This is a genomic window from Pseudomonas ogarae, from assembly GCF_014268695.2.
Taxonomy (GTDB): domain Bacteria; phylum Pseudomonadota; class Gammaproteobacteria; order Pseudomonadales; family Pseudomonadaceae; genus Aquipseudomonas; species Aquipseudomonas kilonensis.
Genome location: NZ_CP077086.1, coordinates 3470681 through 3488382 on the forward strand (window position 1 = coordinate 3470681; position 17702 = coordinate 3488382).

The 17702-nt window shown below is 61.5% G+C and carries 13 protein-coding genes; 11 read left to right on the forward strand and 2 right to left on the reverse strand.

Annotated elements, in window-relative coordinates; translation table 11 throughout:
* Window positions 1–104 precede the first annotated feature (104 nt).
* The 7 genes from HU749_RS15100 to HU749_RS15130 all read left to right on the forward strand — a co-directional run bounded on the left by HU749_RS15100 (window position 105) and on the right by HU749_RS15130 (window position 9962).
* Window positions 105–1010 (forward strand): LysR family transcriptional regulator, encoded by a 906-nt coding sequence (locus HU749_RS15100; RefSeq protein WP_079304711.1) that lies wholly within the window; start codon window positions 105–107, stop codon window positions 1008–1010.
* A gap of 332 nt (window positions 1011–1342) precedes the next feature.
* Window positions 1343–2800: a serralysin family metalloprotease gene (locus tag HU749_RS15105; protein WP_186651063.1), complete on the forward strand. Its 1458-nt coding sequence runs from the start codon at window positions 1343–1345 to the stop codon at window positions 2798–2800.
* Between the two features lie 67 nt (window positions 2801–2867).
* The gene (locus tag HU749_RS15110) at window positions 2868–3296 is read left to right on the forward strand and encodes an AprI/Inh family metalloprotease inhibitor (protein ID WP_225919094.1); all 429 of its coding nucleotides are present in this window, start codon (window positions 2868–2870) and stop codon (window positions 3294–3296) included.
* 136 nt (window positions 3297–3432) lie between these two features.
* The gene (locus tag HU749_RS15115) at window positions 3433–5232 is read left to right on the forward strand and encodes a type I secretion system permease/ATPase (protein WP_095974251.1); all 1800 of its coding nucleotides are present in this window, start codon (window positions 3433–3435) and stop codon (window positions 5230–5232) included.
* Window positions 5229–6563 (forward strand): HlyD family type I secretion periplasmic adaptor subunit, encoded by a 1335-nt coding sequence (locus tag HU749_RS15120; protein WP_095974250.1) that lies wholly within the window; start codon window positions 5229–5231, stop codon window positions 6561–6563. Before HU749_RS15115 ends, HU749_RS15120 begins: the two co-directional genes overlap by 4 nt.
* Window positions 6564–6577: 14 nt before the next feature.
* The gene (locus tag HU749_RS15125; protein WP_079304703.1) at window positions 6578–7927 is read left to right on the forward strand and encodes a TolC family outer membrane protein; all 1350 of its coding nucleotides are present in this window, start codon (window positions 6578–6580) and stop codon (window positions 7925–7927) included.
* A gap of 181 nt (window positions 7928–8108) precedes the next feature.
* Window positions 8109–9962 carry a polyurethane esterase gene (locus HU749_RS15130; protein WP_079304699.1) on the forward strand — a complete coding sequence of 618 codons (1854 nt, stop codon included), beginning with the start codon at window positions 8109–8111 and terminating at the stop codon, window positions 9960–9962.
* Window positions 9963–10090: 128 nt separating this feature from the next.
* Here the strand turns inward: HU749_RS15130 and HU749_RS15135 are convergent, their stop codons facing one another.
* Window positions 10091–10315, reverse strand: coding sequence for a YgdI/YgdR family lipoprotein (locus HU749_RS15135; protein ID WP_014338391.1), 225 nt, complete (start codon window positions 10313–10315; stop codon window positions 10091–10093).
* A gap of 222 nt (window positions 10316–10537) precedes the next feature.
* Between HU749_RS15135 and HU749_RS15140 the strand changes: the two genes are divergently transcribed.
* The 3 genes from HU749_RS15140 to HU749_RS15150 all read left to right on the forward strand — a co-directional run bounded on the left by HU749_RS15140 (window position 10538) and on the right by HU749_RS15150 (window position 16653).
* Window positions 10538–12268 carry a VRR-NUC domain-containing protein gene (locus HU749_RS15140; protein WP_079304697.1) on the forward strand — a complete coding sequence of 577 codons (1731 nt, stop codon included), beginning with the start codon at window positions 10538–10540 and terminating at the stop codon, window positions 12266–12268.
* Window positions 12265–14607 carry an ATP-dependent DNA helicase gene (locus HU749_RS15145; protein WP_186651061.1) on the forward strand — a complete coding sequence of 781 codons (2343 nt, stop codon included), beginning with the start codon at window positions 12265–12267 and terminating at the stop codon, window positions 14605–14607. The genes HU749_RS15140 and HU749_RS15145 overlap by 4 nt, the downstream gene beginning before the upstream one ends.
* 117 nt (window positions 14608–14724) lie before the next feature.
* Window positions 14725–16653 carry a hybrid sensor histidine kinase/response regulator gene (locus HU749_RS15150; protein ID WP_079304693.1) on the forward strand — a complete coding sequence of 643 codons (1929 nt, stop codon included), beginning with the start codon at window positions 14725–14727 and terminating at the stop codon, window positions 16651–16653.
* 128 nt (window positions 16654–16781) lie between these two features.
* Here the strand turns inward: HU749_RS15150 and HU749_RS15155 are convergent, their stop codons facing one another.
* A complete protein-coding gene (locus HU749_RS15155) occupies window positions 16782–17012 on the reverse strand; it encodes a hypothetical protein (RefSeq protein ID WP_046062382.1) in 231 nt (76 codons plus the stop codon).
* A gap of 153 nt (window positions 17013–17165) precedes the next feature.
* Between HU749_RS15155 and HU749_RS15160 the strand changes: the two genes are divergently transcribed.
* Window positions 17166–17702, forward strand: coding sequence for a hypothetical protein (locus HU749_RS15160; protein WP_014338386.1), 537 nt, complete (start codon window positions 17166–17168; stop codon window positions 17700–17702).

The following is a 17702-nucleotide window of genomic DNA, read 5'->3' on the forward strand; positions in this document are numbered from 1 at the left end:
ACGGAGCTGTCAGAACGTTACGCCTGGGCATAACATGGCGGAAGACGCAGCATTTGCAGGTTATAGCTGCACCAAACGCCATCTGTTCAATTCGAGATACCGCCATGTCTTCGCCTGACCTCAATCTGCTCGTCACCCTTGATGTGCTGCTCTCGGAAGGCAGCGTGGCCCGGGCCGCCCGGCGCTTGCAGCTCAGTCCGTCGGCCATGAGTCGGGCACTGGCGCGGTTGCGTGAAACCACTGGTGACCCGCTGTTGGTGCGGGCCGGGCGAGGGCTGGTACCGACACCCCATGCGCTGGAGTTGCGCGAACAGGTCAGCCATCTGGTGCAGCAGGCCCAGGCGGTGCTGCGGCCAATGACGACCCCGGATCTTGGGCGCTTGAACCGAATTTTCACGTTGCGCACCCGCGAAGGGTTCGTGGAAAACTTTGCCATCGACCTGATCACCCGCATCCACGAGCAAGCGCCCGGCGTGCGCCTGCGCTTTGTGGAAAAAACCGACCGCGACAGTACGGCGCTTCGCGAAGGCGCCGTGGACCTGGAGACCGCCGTCGTGGACAAGGACACCAGCCCGGAACTGCGAACCCAGGCGTTGTTCAGCGATCGCTTGATTGGCGTGGTGCGCGCGGGTCACCCGCTGAGCCAGGCAGTGGTGAGCGCCGGCGGTTATGCGGCAGGCGGGCATGTCGGTGTCTCGATGCGCGGCCTGGATCATGGCCTCATCGACCAGGCCCTGGCGGCGTTGAATTTGTCCCGGGAAATCGTCACCAGCGTGCCAGGCTTTTCCTCGGCGCTGGGCTTGGCCCGCTCCAGCGACCTGATTGCCAGCGTGCCCGAACGCTACACCGCGAGCCTGCGGGTCGGCCTGCACAGTTTTGCGCTGCCGTTTCCAGTACCTGGGTTCACGATCGCCATGCTCTGGCATCCGCGGATGGACGCCGATCCTGTGCATCGCTGGCTTCGAGGCTGTCTGCGGGAAGTGTGCGCACGTAAAACAGTAGAGGTTTAGTAGATATTGATTAATAGCATTTCGCTGGCACTTAGTTGGAAGAAGGGCGACGCTGTCCGCAAATTGCTAGTTATCGATATTTAATATTTAAATAGAATTTTGTCTGACAATCTTTAACTCAGGCAGTTGAATTCGCGCACTAACGAGGCAGAAACCTATTGTTTGTTGGCGTTATGGATAGGCCGTGAAATTGAACGAAAAAAATTGCTAGACGTTTGATTTCCAATTGTGTCAGGTTTCTTACGTCCTCATTGGGCGAGTGATAGGACGATCTCGCCAGAGATTGTCTGTCTGACTAAATCTATTCCATTTGCAAACAAGGAAGTGTGTTTATGTCGAAAGTCAAAAGCAGCGCTATCGATTCTGCCGAACAACTCCTCTGGGCGCCGCAATCATTGGCGGCTCCCAGTAATGCGTTCAACCAGATCAATAGTTTCAGCCACCAATACGACCGGGGCGGCAACCTGACCGTCAACGGCAAACCGTCGTACTCCGTCGACGAGGCGGCCACTCAGTTGCTGCGCGACGGCGCGGCTTACCAGGACCGGGACGGCAGCGGCAAGATCGAGCTGACCTACACCTTCCTGACGTCCGCCTCTTCCAGCACCATGAACAAGCATGGGATCAGCGGCTTCAGCCAGTTCAGTGCGCAGCAGAAAGGCCAGGCAGCCCTGGCCATGCAATCCTGGGCGGACGTGGCCAATGTCACCTTCACCGAAAAAGCCAGCGGCGGCGACGGTCACATGACCTTCGGCAACTACAGCGGCGGCCAGGATGGCGCGGCGGCGTTCGCTTATCTGCCGGGGACGGGGGCCGGCTATGACGGGACCTCCTGGTACCTGATCAACAGCAGCTACACCCAGAACAAGACCCCGGACCTGAACAACTACGGCCGCCAGACCCTGACCCATGAAATCGGTCACACCCTCGGCCTGGCCCACCCGGGTGACTACAACGCTGGCGAAGGCAGCCCGACCTACGATGACGCCACGTATGGTCAGGACACCCGTGGCTACAGCCTCATGAGTTACTGGAGCGAAAGCAATACCGACCAGAACTTCAGCAAGGGCGGCGTCGAAGCCTACGCCTCCGGTCCGCTGATGGATGACATCGCGGCCATCCAGAAGCTCTACGGTGCCAACACCACGACCCGTACCGGCGATTCGACCTACGGCTTCAACTCCAACACCGGCCGCGATTTTCTCAGTGCGTCTTCGTCGTCGGACAAAGTGGTGTTTTCGGTATGGGACGCGGGCGGGCGCGATACCCTGGATTTCTCCGGTTTCACCCAGAACCAGAAAATCAACCTCAATGACGCCTCGTTCTCCGATGTTGGTGGCATGGTGGGCAACGTGTCCATCGCCCAGGGTGCCGTTATCGAAAACGCCATCGGCGGTTCGGGCAGCGACTTGCTGATTGGCAACACGGTGGCCAACGAACTCAAGGGCGGCGCGGGCAACGATATCCTTTGGGGCGCTGGTGGCGCAGACAAGCTCTGGGGTGGCTCGGGTTCGGACACCTTTGTTTTTGCCGCCAGTTCCGATTCGCGGCCGGGGGCGACGGACCAGATCCTTGATTTCGTCAGCGGCCTGGACAAGATCGACCTGACCGGTATCACCAAGGGCGCGGGCCTGCACTTCGTGAGCGCGTTCACCGGTGCGGCGGGCGATGCGGTGTTGTCGACATCGGGTGGCAACAGCCTGCTGTCGGTGGACTTCTCCGGGCTCGGCGTGGCTGACTTCCTGGTCAGCACCGTTGGCCAGGCAGCGGTCTCGGATATCGTGGCCTGATGCTAAACCCTGTAGGAGCTGTCGCTTCGCTCGACAGCGCCTACAGGACCCAGGCCAGGATGAAAAAATGCGTAGAAAATTCATGCCCATTAGCGCTCAGGCAACCGCCGGGTTGCTCGCTACGCTGATGATGTTTTGTGGAGAAGTCGCCATGGCGCGCAGCCTGTTGTTAGCAGAACCCTCGCAATTGGCCGGTCAGTGGCTGGCCGTTTTGTCGAGCCCGCAGGACACTGCACAAAGCCAGGCGATGCAGGACAAACCGTCCAACACTTGCCTTGTCGAGCTCAAGGTGGACCAGACCCTCGGTGGGCAAACCGAATGCCTGGGTCGCTGGCTGGGGGATGAACCGGTCCATTGGTTTACCGAACCCGATGGTCTTTCCCTAATTGGCAGACAGAACTCTAGAGTGCATCTGGGGATGCGCCAAGAACATCATTATCAAGTCACTTTGAAGTCCGGCCTGATACTCAGGCTTGAGCGCCCGATCGAGCGTTAACAAATTGTTACGTTTATCCCGGAACAAGACGCGTATGTTCAATCAGGCGTGCGCATCGGCCGGGGCCGATTTAATAATTAAAGATTGGTAGTGCATAACAGCCGTATATCCGGCGAAGCCAACAGCAGGAAGAGTCATGACTAAGAGCCAGGGCGCTGTCGCCGTGCCGCTGTTTAAAGCGCTGGGCGCTTATAAAAATATTCTGATCAGTGTCGGTTGTTTTACTGCGTTGATTAACGTCTTGATGCTTGCGCCTTCGATATACATGCTCCAGGTATATGACCGCGGGTTGTCATCCCAAAACGAAACCACGCTGGCGATGTTGTCATTGATGGTCGTCGGCTTCTTCGTATTCATCGGGCTGCTGGAAATGGTCCGCAGCTTCGTGGTCATCCGCATCGGCAGCCAGTTGGAGAGACGCTTCAATCTCCAGGTGTACCAGGCCGCGTTCGAGCGCAATCTGCGCCAGGGAGAAGGCAACGCCGGGCAATCCCTGGGCGACCTCACGCATATTCGCCAATTCCTCACCGGACCGGCGCTGTTCGCTTTCTTCGACGCGCCGTGGTTTCCCATCTATCTGCTGGTGATCTACCTGTTCAACGTGTGGCTCGGCGTGTTTGCCTCCGTCGGCACGCTGCTGCTGATCGGCCTGGCCTGCCTGAACGAGGCCATGACCAAAAAAGCCTTGGGGCAGGCCAGCGTCTACTCGCAACAGTCCAGCCAACTGGCTACCAGCCATTTGCACAACGCCGAGACGATCCAGGCCATGGGTATGCTCGGCGCGCTGCGCAGCCGCTGGTTTGCCGTGCACTCACGGTTTCTCGGCTTGCAGAACCAGGCCAGCGACACCGGCGCGGTGATCAGCTCCTTGAGCAAGACCCTGCGCCTGTGCCTGCAATCGCTGGTGCTGGGTTTGGGGGCGCTGCTGGTGATCAAGGGCGACATGACCGCCGGGATGATGATTGCCGGCTCGATCCTGATGGGACGGGTATTGAGCCCCATCGACCAGTTGATCGCCGTGTGGAAGCAATGGAGCGGCGCCAAGCTGGCTTACCGGCGTCTCGACGCGCTGTTGCAGGCGTTTGCGCCCCAGGATCACGGCATGACGCTCCCTGCGCCCAAGGGCCAGGTGAGCTTCGAACAAGTGAGCGCGGGGCCACCAGGACAACGCAACGCGACGCTGCAGCAGGTCAGCTTCAGCTTGGCTGCCGGGGACGTGCTCGGTGTGCTGGGGGCGTCCGGTTCCGGCAAGTCCACCCTGGCCCGAGTCCTGGTGGGGGTGTGGCCGACCCTCGCGGGTACGGTGCGCCTCGACGGGGCCGACATTCATCGCTGGAATCGCGAGCAACTCGGCCCGCACGTTGGTTATCTGCCCCAGGACATCGAGCTGTTCAGCGGCAGCATTGCCGAGAACATCGCCCGGTTTCGCCAAGCCGATCCGCAAAAAGTCGTCGCCGCCGCGCAGCAGGCCGGGGTCCATGAGCTGATCCTGCGCCTGCCCAAAGGCTATGACACGGTGCTGGGGGAGGACGGCGGTGGTTTGTCCGGCGGGCAGAAACAACGGGTTGCGCTGGCCCGGGCGATGTACGACCGGCCGAGCCTGGTGGTGCTCGACGAACCCAACTCCAACCTCGACACGGTTGGCGAAGCGGCGCTCGCCAGTGCCATCGCGCAGATGAAGGCCCAAGGCACCAGTGTCGTGCTGGTCACCCATCGCTCCTCGGCATTGGCCCAGGCCGACAAGTTACTGGTGCTCGACGAAGGCCGGCTACAAGCCTTCGGCCCAAGCCAGCAAGTGTTGCGGGCGCTTTCCGGCCAGTCGGGCCCACAGGACAACGCGCCGCGCAGCTCACCGCCGAACAGTCCCCAGGTGGCCCCCAACGGACTGAGCATGAGTCGCCAGTACCAGGCCGCCAGCAAACCCGGTGGCGCATGAGCAAGGAGCGCGACATGAATCTAGAACATTCTCAGGACGTTGAGCAGCCGGAGCGCGACGCCCGTTTCTTCACCCGCATGGGCTGGGCATTGGCGCTCATTGGCGCGGGCAGTTTTTTCACCTGGGCCAGCCTCGCGCCGCTGGACCAGGGCATCCCGGTGCAAGGCACCGTGGTGGTTTCAGGCAAGCGCAAGGCGGTGCAATCGATGAGCGCCGGCGTAGTCAGCCGGATCCTGGTGCGCGAAGGCGAAGCGGTGAAGCAGGGCCAGCCGCTGTTCCGTCTGGACCAGACCCAGGCCGCCGCCGATGTGCAATCGCTGCAGGCGCAGTACCGGATGACCTGGGCGAGCCTGGCGCGTTGGCAAAGCGAGCGGGACAACTTGTTGCAGGTGAGTTTTCCGGCCGAGCTGAGTCGCGATCCCGATCCAGGCCTGGCCCTGGTGCTTGAAGGCCAGCGGCAACTGTTCAGCAGCCGCCGCGAAGCCTTCGCCCGGGAGCAGGCGGCGTTGCGCGCCAGCATCGAGGGCGCCGCGGCGCAATTGGCGGGCATGCGCCGGGCCCGCAGCGACCTGACCGCCCAGGCCGAATCCCTGCGCCTGCAACTGGGCAACCTGCAACCCTTGGCGGACAACGGCTACATCCCGCGCAACCGCCTGCTGGACTATCAACGCCAGCTGTCGCAAGTACAGCAGGAACTGGCGCAGAACAGCGGCGAAAGCGGGCGGGTGGAGCAGGGGATCGTCGAGTCGCGGCTGAAGCTGCAGCAGCACCACGAGGAATACCAGAAAGAGGTGCGTAGCCAGTTGGCCGACGCCCAGCTCAAGAGTGAAACCCTGCAACAGCAACTGAAATCCGCCGGCTTCGAGTTGCAACACAGCGAAATCCTCGCCACCGCCGACGGCATCGCGGTCAACCTGGGGGTGCACACCGAGGGCGCGGTGGTGCGTCAGGGCGACACCTTGCTGGAAATCGTCCCCCAAGGTACGCGGTTGGAAGTGGAAGGGCATTTGCCGGTGCACCTGATCGACAAGGTCGGCCCGCATTTGCCGGTGGACATCCTGTTTACCGCCTTCAACCAGAACCGCACGCCAAGGGTGCCAGGGGAAGTCAGCTTGATTTCCGCTGACCAGATGCTCGATGAGAAGACCGGCGCGCCGTATTACGTCCTGCGCAGCAGCGTCAGTGACGTGGCGATGGACAAGCTCAACGGCCTGGTGATCAAGCCCGGCATGCCGGCCGAGATGTTCGTGCGCACGGGCGAGCGCTCGTTGCTCAACTACCTGTTCAAACCGCTGCTCGACCGAGCCGGCTCTGCGTTGACCGAAGAATAAGGATGTCCGGCGCTATGAAGCGTTTCTATTGGGTGGTCGTGCTGGCCGTTTCCGTGTGCAACAACGCCTGGGCCATGGGGCCCTTCGAGTTCTACGAGCAGGCCCTGCGCAATGATCCGGTCTACCTGGGCGCGATCAAGGAGCGCGATGCGGGCCTGGAGAACCGCGCCATTGGCCGCGCCGGGCTGTTGCCGCACCTGGGCTACAGCTACAACAAGGGCCGCAACCAATCCAAGGTCACGTACCTCAATGACCGTGGCGCCAGCCAGCATGACGATCGCAACTACAGCAGCTACGGCTCCAGCCTGACGCTGCAACAACCGCTGCTGGACTACGAGGCTTACGCCGCCTATCGAAAGGGCGTGGCCCAGGCGCTGTTCGCCGACGAAAGTTTTCGTGGCAAGAGCCAGGAGTTGTTGGTGCGGGTGCTGAGTCATTACACCCAGGCGCTGTTCGCCCAGGACCAGATCGACATTGCCCAGGCCAAGAAAAAGGCGTTCGAGCAGCAATTCCGTCAGAACGAGCATCTGTTTCGCCAGGGCGAAGGGACGCGCACCGATATCCTCGAGGCGCAGGCGCGCTATGAACTGGCAATCGCCGAAGAGATCGAGGCGCGGGATGAGCAGGACGCCGCCTTGCGTGAGCTGGGCTCGCTGATTGGCGTTCCGGCCCTGGATATCGGCGACCTGGCGCCGCTGCACGACACCTTCCAGACCTTTGCCTTGCAGCCGGCCAGTTTCGATACCTGGCACGAACTGGCGGTGAGCAACAACCCCAATCTAGCGTCCCAGCGCCAAGCCGTGGACGTGGCGCGTTTCGAGGTGGAGCGCAACCGCGCCGGGCACCTGCCCAAGGTCAGTGCCTACGCAACGATGCGCCAGAACGAATCGGAAAGTGGCAACACCTATAACCAGCGCTACGACACCAACACCATCGGCCTGGAAGTCAGTGTGCCGCTGTACGCCGGTGGCGGGGTTTCGGCGTCGACCCGCCAGGCCAGCCGCAATATGGAACAGGCCGAATACGAGCTGGATGCCAAGACCCGCGAGACGCTGATCGAATTGCGCCGCCAGTTCAGCGCCTGCGTGTCCGGGGTGAACAAACTGCGGGCTTATCAGAAGGCCCTGAGCTCCGCCGAAGCGCTGGTGGTCTCGACCCGGCAAAGCATCCTTGGCGGCGAGCGGGTCAACCTCGATGCGCTCAATGCCGAACAACAGCTCTACACCACCCGCCGCGACCTGGCGCAGGCCCGTTACGACTACCTCATGGCCTGGACCAAGCTGCATTACTACGCCGGCACCCTCGGCCCGCAGGATCTGGCGAAGGTGGATGAGGCGTTTGTGTCCCAGGCGTCAATTCAATGACCTGCGCGTTGCTGTTGTGGCGAGGGAGCTTGCTCCCGCTCGACCGGGCTGGCGCACCAGTGCGAAGCGTTCGCAGGATTTTCGGGGCCGCTGCGCAGCCCAGCGGGAGCAAGCTCCCTCGCCACACAGACGTGTGACCACCCGGGTTTGACATTCCAACAACAAAAAGAGGGCAACAACCATGGGTATCTACGACTACAAGAACCTCGGCACCGCCGAATCCAAGGCACTGGTCAGCGACGCAATGGCGATCATGCTGTATTCCTACCACAACCTCGACAACGGTTTTGCCGCCGGGTACCAGCACAACGGCTTCGGTGCCGGGCTGCCGGCGACCCTGGTCACTGCGGTGCTGGGGAGCAGCGATTCCCAAGGGGTGATTCCCGGCGTGCCGTGGAACCCCGACTCGGAAAAACTGGCCCTGGAGGCGGTGCAGAAGGCTGGCTGGACGCCCATCAGCGCCGCGCAACTGGGCTACGCCGGCAAGGTGGATGATCGCGGGACATTTTTTGGTGAAAAAACCGGCTATACCACCGCGCAGGTCGAGATCCTCGGCAAGTACGATGCCGCGGGGCACTTGCAGGAAATCGGCGTGTCGTTTCGCGGCACCAGCGGCCCTCGGGAAAACCTGATTGGCGACACCATTGGCGACGTGATCAGCGACCTGATGGCCGCGCTGGGGCCCAAGGACTACGCGAAAAACTACGCCGGCGAAGCCTTTGGCAACCTGCTGGGGGACGTCGCGAAGTTTGCCCAGGCCCATGGCCTGACGGGCAACGACGTGCTGGTCAGCGGCCACAGCCTGGGCGGGTTGGCGGTCAACAGCCTGGCGGACTTGAGCGCCAGCCAATGGTCGGGGTTCTACGCCGATGCCAACTACATCGCCTACGCCTCGCCAACCCAGAGCAGTACCGACAAGGTCTTGAACATCGGTTACGAGAACGATCCGGTGTTCCGCGCCCTGGACGGCTCGACGTTCAACCTCGCGTCGGTGGGTGTGCACGATGGGCAACAAGAATCGGCCACCAACAACATCGTCAGCTTCAATGACCACTACGCTTCGACGGCATGGAACGTGTTGCCGTTTTCCATCCTCAACATCCCCACCTGGATTTCCCACCTGCCTACCGGCTATGGCGATGGCATGGGCCGGATCATGGGGTCGGCGTTCTACGATCTCACCGAAAAAGACTCCACCATCATCGTCGCCAACCTGTCTGACCCCGCGCGCGCCAATACCTGGGTGCAGGACCTCAATCGCAATGCCGAAACCCACACCGGCAGCACGTTCATCATCGGCAGCGACAGCAATGACCTGATCCAGGGCGGCCAGGGCAACGACTACCTGGAGGGCCGCGCGGGCAACGACACCTTTCGCGATGGCGGTGGCTACAACGTGATATTGGGCGGGCAGGGCAACAACAGCCTGCAACTGCAGCAGTCGGTGAAGGATTTCAGTTTCGCCCACGACGGGGCCGGAACGCTGTATATGCGCGACGCCCATGGCGCGATCAGCATCACCCGCGACATTGGCACCTTGGTCAGTAAGGAGCCTGGGTTGTTCTGGGGGCTGCTCAAGGATGAGGTGAGCCACAGTGTCACCGCCAATGGCCTGGTGGCCGGCGCCAACCTGACGGCGTATGCCTCCTCGATCAAGGGCAGCGCGGCCAACGACACACTGGTGGCGGGGGCGAAGGGTGACTGGCTGTTCGGCCAGGACGGCAACGATGTGCTGGTGGGCGGCGCGGGTAACGACACCTTTGTCGGTGGGGCGGGCAATGACCAGATGCAAGCGGGGGGCGGCAGTGACACCTTCCTCTTCAACGGCGCCTTCGGCCAGGACCGGATCAGCGGCTACGACGCGGGGGACAAGCTGGTGTTCCTTGGCGTACCAGGTGCCGGGGCAGGACATGACTACAGCCAGTACCTGTCACAAGTGGGCAATGACACGCTGCTCAAGGTCGGCGACAGTTCCGTGACGCTGGTGGGCGTTGGTCTGGGTCAGGTGGGGGGCGAAGGGATCGTGTTCGCCTGATATCGCTATCGCGAGCAAGCTCGCTCCCACAGTGGAACTCGGGTGTATGCAGTATTTGTATTCACCATCGAACCTTTGTGGGAGCGAGCCTGCTCGCGATGGCGGTGCGGCAGGCGAATCACTGGTAATCAGTCTTCCTTGCGAATGGTTGCCACATCATCGGCGCGGACCCGGACTTTCCTCCCGGAGATATCCTCGAACTCGTAGAAACCATCGACGGTGCGAGTATTGGGGGTGTCCTTGGTCAAATACTGGGTACCGTTCTGCAAGGTCACTACAGTGGGCGACGCGCAGCCAGCCAGCGCCAGAAATGCCACGGCGACCATGGGCAGGCCCAGAAACCTGATGTTCATAACCATAACCTCTCAATCAAAAGGACACGGAGCAGCTGATTCGACCGCGCCATCACATTAGCTAACCGCCATTGGTCTCGCTTGTCGTAGGAAAGTTCATCGCTGGCTGAAGGATTTCACCTTAAATATAGGAGACCGTTCATCTTTTGCTGTTGCCTGGCTGGTTTACAGCTGTTATCTGTATGCATAACCAGTACCCCGATTCCCTTGGCGTTTCTTTCCGTGGCAGCCCGTTCTCTCGACGATCCGTTTTACTACCTGAACAACTTCCAGCAGGTGCTCGCTTGGTTGACGCAGCGTTATGCCGATGTGCTCAGCACTGAAGAGCAGCGCTTCATCGAGCACTTCGCCGCGCTGCCGCGTGGCGCCCAGGGCTTGCTGGTGCGCATGGTGATGCGCAAGGGGCTACGGTTTCGTCATAGCAAGCTGCATTACCCGGAAATTGGCGACATCGGCGCGGCCGTCGCGCCACTGCTGGAGCTGGGTTGGGTCGAGGAACAGGCCCCCATCGGGCTCGTCGAGCTGTTCGAGGTGCTGCTCAAGCCGGAAATCCTCCTGTGCCTGGGCCATCTGATCGAACACCCCAAGGCGAAAAAGACCGAATGGCTCCAGGCCCTGGATGATCACCTCAACCAGCCCCAGCCGTTCCATGCCTGGTGCCCGCAGCTTGACGACCGGCTGTACAGCCTGACGATCATGAATCTGTGCGACCGACTGCGGTTGATGTTCTTCGGCAACCTTTACCAGGATTGGTCGGAGTTTGTCCTGGCGGACCTGGGCATCTTCACCTACGAAACCGTCGAGTTCAGCGCCGAGTCACGGGGCTTGCGCAGCCGCGAAGACGTCGATGCCTGCGTGTTCCTGCACGACTGCCAGCAACGCTTCGAAGCCGGCGAGCCGCTGGAAGAGATCGTCGCCCAAATCAACGAGCTGTCCCCGGACAATCCGTGGCTGGAGCGGCGCCGGGCCAAGTTGTCGTTCCTGATCGGCCAGCACGGCGAGCGCATCGGCGATTTCGCCTTGGCCTTGGGTATCTATCGCGATTGCACCTACCCGGGCGCGCGCTTGCGGATGGTCCGGGTGCTGGAGCGTATCGGCGAGTACACCCTGGCCCTCGAACTGGGCGAGGCGGCGGCGCAGGCACCGCAAAGTGCCGCCGAAACCCAGGCCTTGCTGCGGATCGTGCCCCGTCTGCGGCGCAAGTTGGGCGGCCCGCCAGTGCCACGGGCCATGGCCCGGGAAGTGGAACGCCTGGAGCTGCACCTGTCTCGCGTCGATCCCAGTTTGTCGGTGGAGTACCACGTCCAGGCCCACCTGCACGACGAAACCGCGCCAGTGCATTACGTCGAGAACAGCCTGATCAATTCGCTGTTCGGCCTGCTGTGCTGGCCGGCGATCTTCGCGCCGTTGCCGGGCGCGTTTTTCCACCCGTTCCAACGCGGGCCGGTGGACCTGCTCAACGAAGATTTTCACGCCCGTCGCGCCGAGTTGTTTGCGGCCTGCCTGGCAGAGTTGGACGATGGTCGCTATCGGCAGACCATCGGCCGTCGCTACGCCGAAAAGTGGGGCGTGCAGTCGCCTTTCGTATTCTGGGGCGCGCTGTCCGAGCCCTTGCTGGAGCAAGCGCTCGATTGCCTGCCGGCCGAGCATCTCAAGCACTGGTTTGACCGTCTGCTGCTGGACATCAAGGCCAATCGCGCCGGCATGCCGGACCTGATCCAGTTCTGGCCGCAGCACAAGACCTACCGCATGATCGAAGTCAAAGGCCCCGGTGATCGCCTGCAAGACAACCAACTGCGCTGGCTGGAGTTCTGCCATGAACACCAGATGCCCGTTGCCGTTTGTTATGTGCAATGGGCAGAGTCAGCCATCGCGAGCGAGCTCGCTCCCACAGTGGATGAGTCACCACAGAACACCTGTGGGAGCGAGCTTGCTCGCGATGGGGCCGCATGAACCCGGCGCCCAGCTACAGCATCGCCGTACGGGCGCTGTGTGAGTTCACCGCCAAGGTGGGTGACCTCGACCTGCGCTTCACACCATCGCCCACGGCCCTGGAAGGCATCGCCGGCCATCGCACCGTCGCCTCGCGGCGCAGCGAGGGTTATCAGGCCGAGGTGGCCCTCGACGGTCATTACCAGGCACTGAAAGTCAAAGGCCGGGCCGACGGCTACGATCCGGCCCGCCAGTGCCTTGAAGAAGTGAAAACCTACCGCGGCGACCTGAGCAAACAACCGGCCAACCATCGCCAATTGCATTGGGCCCAGGCGAAAATCTATGGCTGGCTGATGTGCCAGAAACTGCAGTTGCCGCACATCGACGTGGCCCTGGTGTATTTCGACATCGTCAGCGAAAAGGAAACCTGCATCACTCAACGTTTCGAAGCGGCGCAGTTGCAAGCCTTCTTCGAAGCGCAATGCGCGTTGTTCCTGGCCTGGGCCGAACAGGAAATGGCCCATCGACAGGCGCGCAACCTCGGCGCGCAATCGCTGGTATTTCCCCATGCGGGTTTCAGACCGGGGCAACGGCACCTGGCCGAATCAGTGTTCAAAGCGGTCAGTACCGGCCGCTGCCTGATGGCCCAGGCGCCCACGGGCATCGGCAAGACCGTCGGTACCTTATTCCCAATGCTCAAGGCTTTGGCGCCGCAGCAACTGGACAAGGTGTACTTCCTCACGGCCAAAACCCCGGGGCGCAAGCTGGCCCTGGATGCGGCGCGCGTGATCACCCGCAGCGCGCCGTCGATGCCATTGCGGGTGCTGGAAATGATCGCCCGGGACAAGGCCTGCGAACACCCGGACAAAGCCTGCCATGGCGAGTCCTGCCCGCTGGCCCGTGGTTTCTACGACCGCTTGCCGGGTGCCCGGGCGGCGGCGAGCCAGGTCACCTTGCTCGACCAGGCGGCGTTGCGCGAGATTGCGCTGGCCCATGAGGTCTGCCCGTATTACCTCAGCCAGGAAATGGCCCGCTGGGCCGACGTGGTGGTGGCCGACTACAACTATTACTTCGACTTCAGCGCCTTGCTCTTTGGCCTGGCCCAAGCCAATAACTGGACCGTCGCGACCCTGGTGGACGAGGCCCATAACCTGGTGGACCGGGGGCGGCAGATGTACAGCGCCACCCTCGACCAGGCCACGCTGACCAGCGTGCGCAAAACCGCCCCCGAACCGCTGAAGAAATCCCTGGATAGGGTCAATCGCCAGTGGAACGCCTTGCATACGCCCCAGGTGGTGACCTACCAGGCTTATGAAAAACTGCCGGAAAAACTGCTCCAGGCCCTGTCTACCTGTACCACGGCTATCGGCGATTACCTCAACGATCATCCTCAAGGCCTGGACAGCGGATTGCAGGCGTTCTACTTCGACGCGTTGCAGTTTGGCCGGGTGGCGGAAACCTTCGACGAACACTTTTTGTTCGACATCCACAAGCGCGAGCTTGGTCGTCAGCGCAGCCTGTCCACACTGTGCCTGCGCAACGTGGTGCCGGCCGCGTTCCTGCGGCCCAGGCTGACCGCAGCGCGCAGCACCGTGCTGTTCTCGGCAACCCTGAGCCCTCGGCATTACTACGCAGACTTGTTGGGAACGCCGGGCGACACGGTGTGGATCGACGTGGAATCGCCGTTCAAGGCCGAACAACTGGACGTGCAGGTGGTCAGCCGCATTTCCACCCGTTTTGCCCATCGCCAGGCGTCCCTGGAGCCGATTGCCGCGTTGATGGCTCGCCAGTTCCGCGAGCGCCCAGGCAATTACCTGGCTTTTTTCAGCAGCTTCGATTACTTGCAGCAAGTGGCTGGGCTGTTTGCCGAGCGGTATCCGCAGATTGCGCTCTGGACGCAATCGCGCGGCATGGGTGAAGCGCCTCGGCAGGCGTTTCTCGAGCGGTTCATGGAGCACAGCCAAGGCATTGGCTTTGCGGTGCTGGGCGGTGCGTTCGGCGAGGGCATCGATTTGCCGGGTTCACGCCTGATCGGCGCGTTCATCGCCACCTTGGGGCTGGCGCAGTTCAACCCGGTCAATGAGCAGATGAAACAACGCATGGCCGCGATCTTCGGCGATGGCTACGACTACACGTACCTGTATCCCGGCCTGCAAAAAGTCGTGCAGGCGGCCGGTCGCGTCATCCGCACCCAACAGGATCGCGGGGTGGTGATGCTGATCGACGACCGGTTTGGCGAGGCGAGGGTGCAGCACTTGTTGCCGCGCTGGTGGTCAGTTACCCAAGAGACCCACAAATCCCCTTGTGGGAGCGAGCTTGCTCGCGATGGCAGACTGTCAGCCAGCATTGATGCAAACTGACCCAGCGCTATCGCGAGCAAGCTCGCTCCCACAGGGTGGAAGGCTTGAGGAATTTTCCTGGCGCCCGACTTGCTCCATACTTCGCAAAAAAAGAATCCACACGGATGCCCCGGCCAGATGCTTGAGAACGCCCCCAAGATCCCACTCATGAACGATGAACAGCGCTTTCGCCTGCTCATCGACGCTGTGGTCGACTACGCCATCTACATGACCGACCCATCGGGCATCATCACCAGTTGGAACTCCGGCGCCAGGCGTTTCAAGGGCTACGAGGAAGCCGAGATCCTCGGCCAGCATTTCTCCCGTTTCTACACCGATCAGGATCGCGCCGCCGGCCTGCCGCAACGGGCGCTGGACACGGCCGTGCATGAGGGGCGCTTTGAAGGCGAGGGGTGGCGGGTGCGCAAGGACGGCACGCTGTTCTGGTCCCATGTGGTGATCGATCCGATCATCGACAGCCAGAGTGGCACCTTGCTTGGTTTCGCCAAGATCACCCGCGACCTGACCGATCGCAAGATGGCCGAGGAAACCCTCAAGCAAAGCGAGCAGCAGTTCCGCCTGTTGGTGCAAAGCGTCACCGATTACGCCATCTACATGCTCGACCCGCAAGGCCAGGTCACCAACTGGAACCTGGGGGCGCAGCGGATCAAGGGTTATCTTCCGGCGGAAGCCATTGGCCAGCATTTCTCGATGTTCTACACCCCTGAGGATCGCGATACCGGCGAACCACAACGCGCGTTGAGCATCGCCGCCAGCGAAGGGCGTTTCGAGAAAAAGGGCTGGCGCATGCGCAAGGATGGCACGCGCTTCATGGCTCATGTGGTCATCGATGCGATCCGCAGCGACACTGGCACACTGTTGGGCTTTGCCAAGATCACCCGCGACATCACCGATGTCACCCAGGCCCAGCAGGCCCTCGAGCAGGCCCGTGAGGCACTGTTCCAATCCCAGAAACTGCAAGCCATCGGCCAGCTCACCGGCGGCATCGCTCATGATTTCAATAACCTGTTGACGGTCATCCTTGGCAATCTGGAGATCGTGCGCAAGCGCCTGCCCGACGAGCCGAAACTCACTCAGTTGCTGGACAACGCGACCCAAGGCGCACTGCGTGGGGTTTCGCTGACCCAACGCATGCTGGCGTTTGCCCGCCGGCAAAAATTGACCTACGAATCGGTCGACCTGTCGACCCTGGTGCAGGGTATCAGCGGCCTGCTGCAAAGCTCCCTGGGCCCGTCAATACACGTCCAGACCCGTTTCGCCGAGGCACTGTCGCCGGTGCTGGCCGATGTCAACCAGCTGGAACTGGCGATTCTCAACCTGGCGACCAATGCCCGGGACGCCATGCCCCATGGCGGCCAGCTCATGATTACTGCCGAAGAGCGGCATGGGTCTGATGCCGCCCCGGACAAATCAATGCCCCCCGGGCGCTACATTTGCCTGTCGATTACCGATGAAGGCGAGGGCATGGACGAGGCCACGCTGGCCCTGGCCGTGGACCCGTTCTTCACCACCAAGGGTGTCGGCAAGGGCACGGGCCTGGGGTTGTCCATGGTGCATGGCCTGGCGGAACAGTTGGGTGGCCGCCTGACGCTCAGCAGCCAGAAAGGTGTCGGTACCACCGCGCAATTGTGGCTACCAGTGGCCGACAACCCGGCACCGGGCAAAGCGTCGATCCAGGAAACAACGCCGCCGGTCGACGCGTTGAAAGTGCTGGTGGTCGACGATGACAGCCTGGTGCTCACCAGCACGCGCCTGCTCATCGAAGACCTCGGGCACCGGGTCCTTTGCGCGCCATCGGGTGCCCAGGCACTGGAGCTGTATGAGATCAACCCGGACATTGACCTGGTAATCACCGACATGGCCATGCCGCAGATGGACGGTGCGCAGTTGGCGAAACTGTTGCGCGACCGCCAACCGACCCTCCCCATCATCCTGGCCACCGGTTATGCCGAACGCCTGGAAGGTTTCGCCACGCAATTGCCTCGGTTGATCAAGCCGTTCAAGCAGATAGACCTGGTGCAGATCATTGGGCAGACGATGAAGTAGTCAGGAATGCAATGTTTTCCCCCCGTGGCGAGGGAGCTTGCTCCCGCTGGGCTGCGAAGCAGCCCCAAAAGCAGACGAGCGCTACGCGCCCGAGCGGGAGCAAGCTCCCTCGCCACAAGAACATGTGTTTATTCGGTATTTTTCTTGAACCCACGCAAATTCATCGCACACAGGCAAAACTGCAACACGATCAATGCATACGCGTGGGTATGAAGCCCCCAGATCACCCACAGAATATTGCTGGCAATAAAACAACTGAATCCCGCCACCCGGCGTCGCGGTTGGCGTGAGCCGATCAGCCAGGCGGCCAGCACCGTGACGAGCATCGCTGGCCATTGCATCCATCCAAGATAATCCACACAAGCGTCCTCTTGCCCTTATGAACTAGAGACCTTGGCGGTTGGAGCGCGTTTCCTCGAAGGTTTGATGCGCCTGCGATCCATTGGCTTGAACTTGCCGCGCGCCGGGTTCTTCTAATGAGTCCGAATCATCACCGAGGCACCGCCTGCGCAATGCCCAGAATACTCACCGGGCCAACCCCGGAAGAAGAACTGACGGAACACAACGCCAAACTGTTCGGCTCGCCCAAGGAGCGACTGGATTTCTATCGTCGGGAGATCCAGTACGAAACCAGCATCCTGGCCAACCGAACCGATGCTTACCTGGCCGCCCAATCTTTCCTGGTGATCGCCTTTGCCTCGTGCATGGCCAACCTGAACCCGGAGTGGGGCAAGTTGTTCACGTTGATCGTGCCGCCATTCCTGGCCTTGCTGGGCTTCTTGAGCTCACTCAACGCCTGGCCGGGCATTCGAGCGGCCTACGAGATCATCGATCACTGGCATTTCAAACAGAGCGAGTTATTGCGCGCCGAACCCTTGATGGGACTGGCCTACGACGAGTCGCCGCTGTTCAGCGAACGGGAGTCGACGCACAAGGGCTACCGCAAGTCGTTGCTGTTCTCGGTGCGTACGCCATGGATCTTCGCCACCTTCTGGGTGTTGCTGGGGGTGTATTCGGTCTATATCCAGATGGGCGATCCTGGCGGTTGA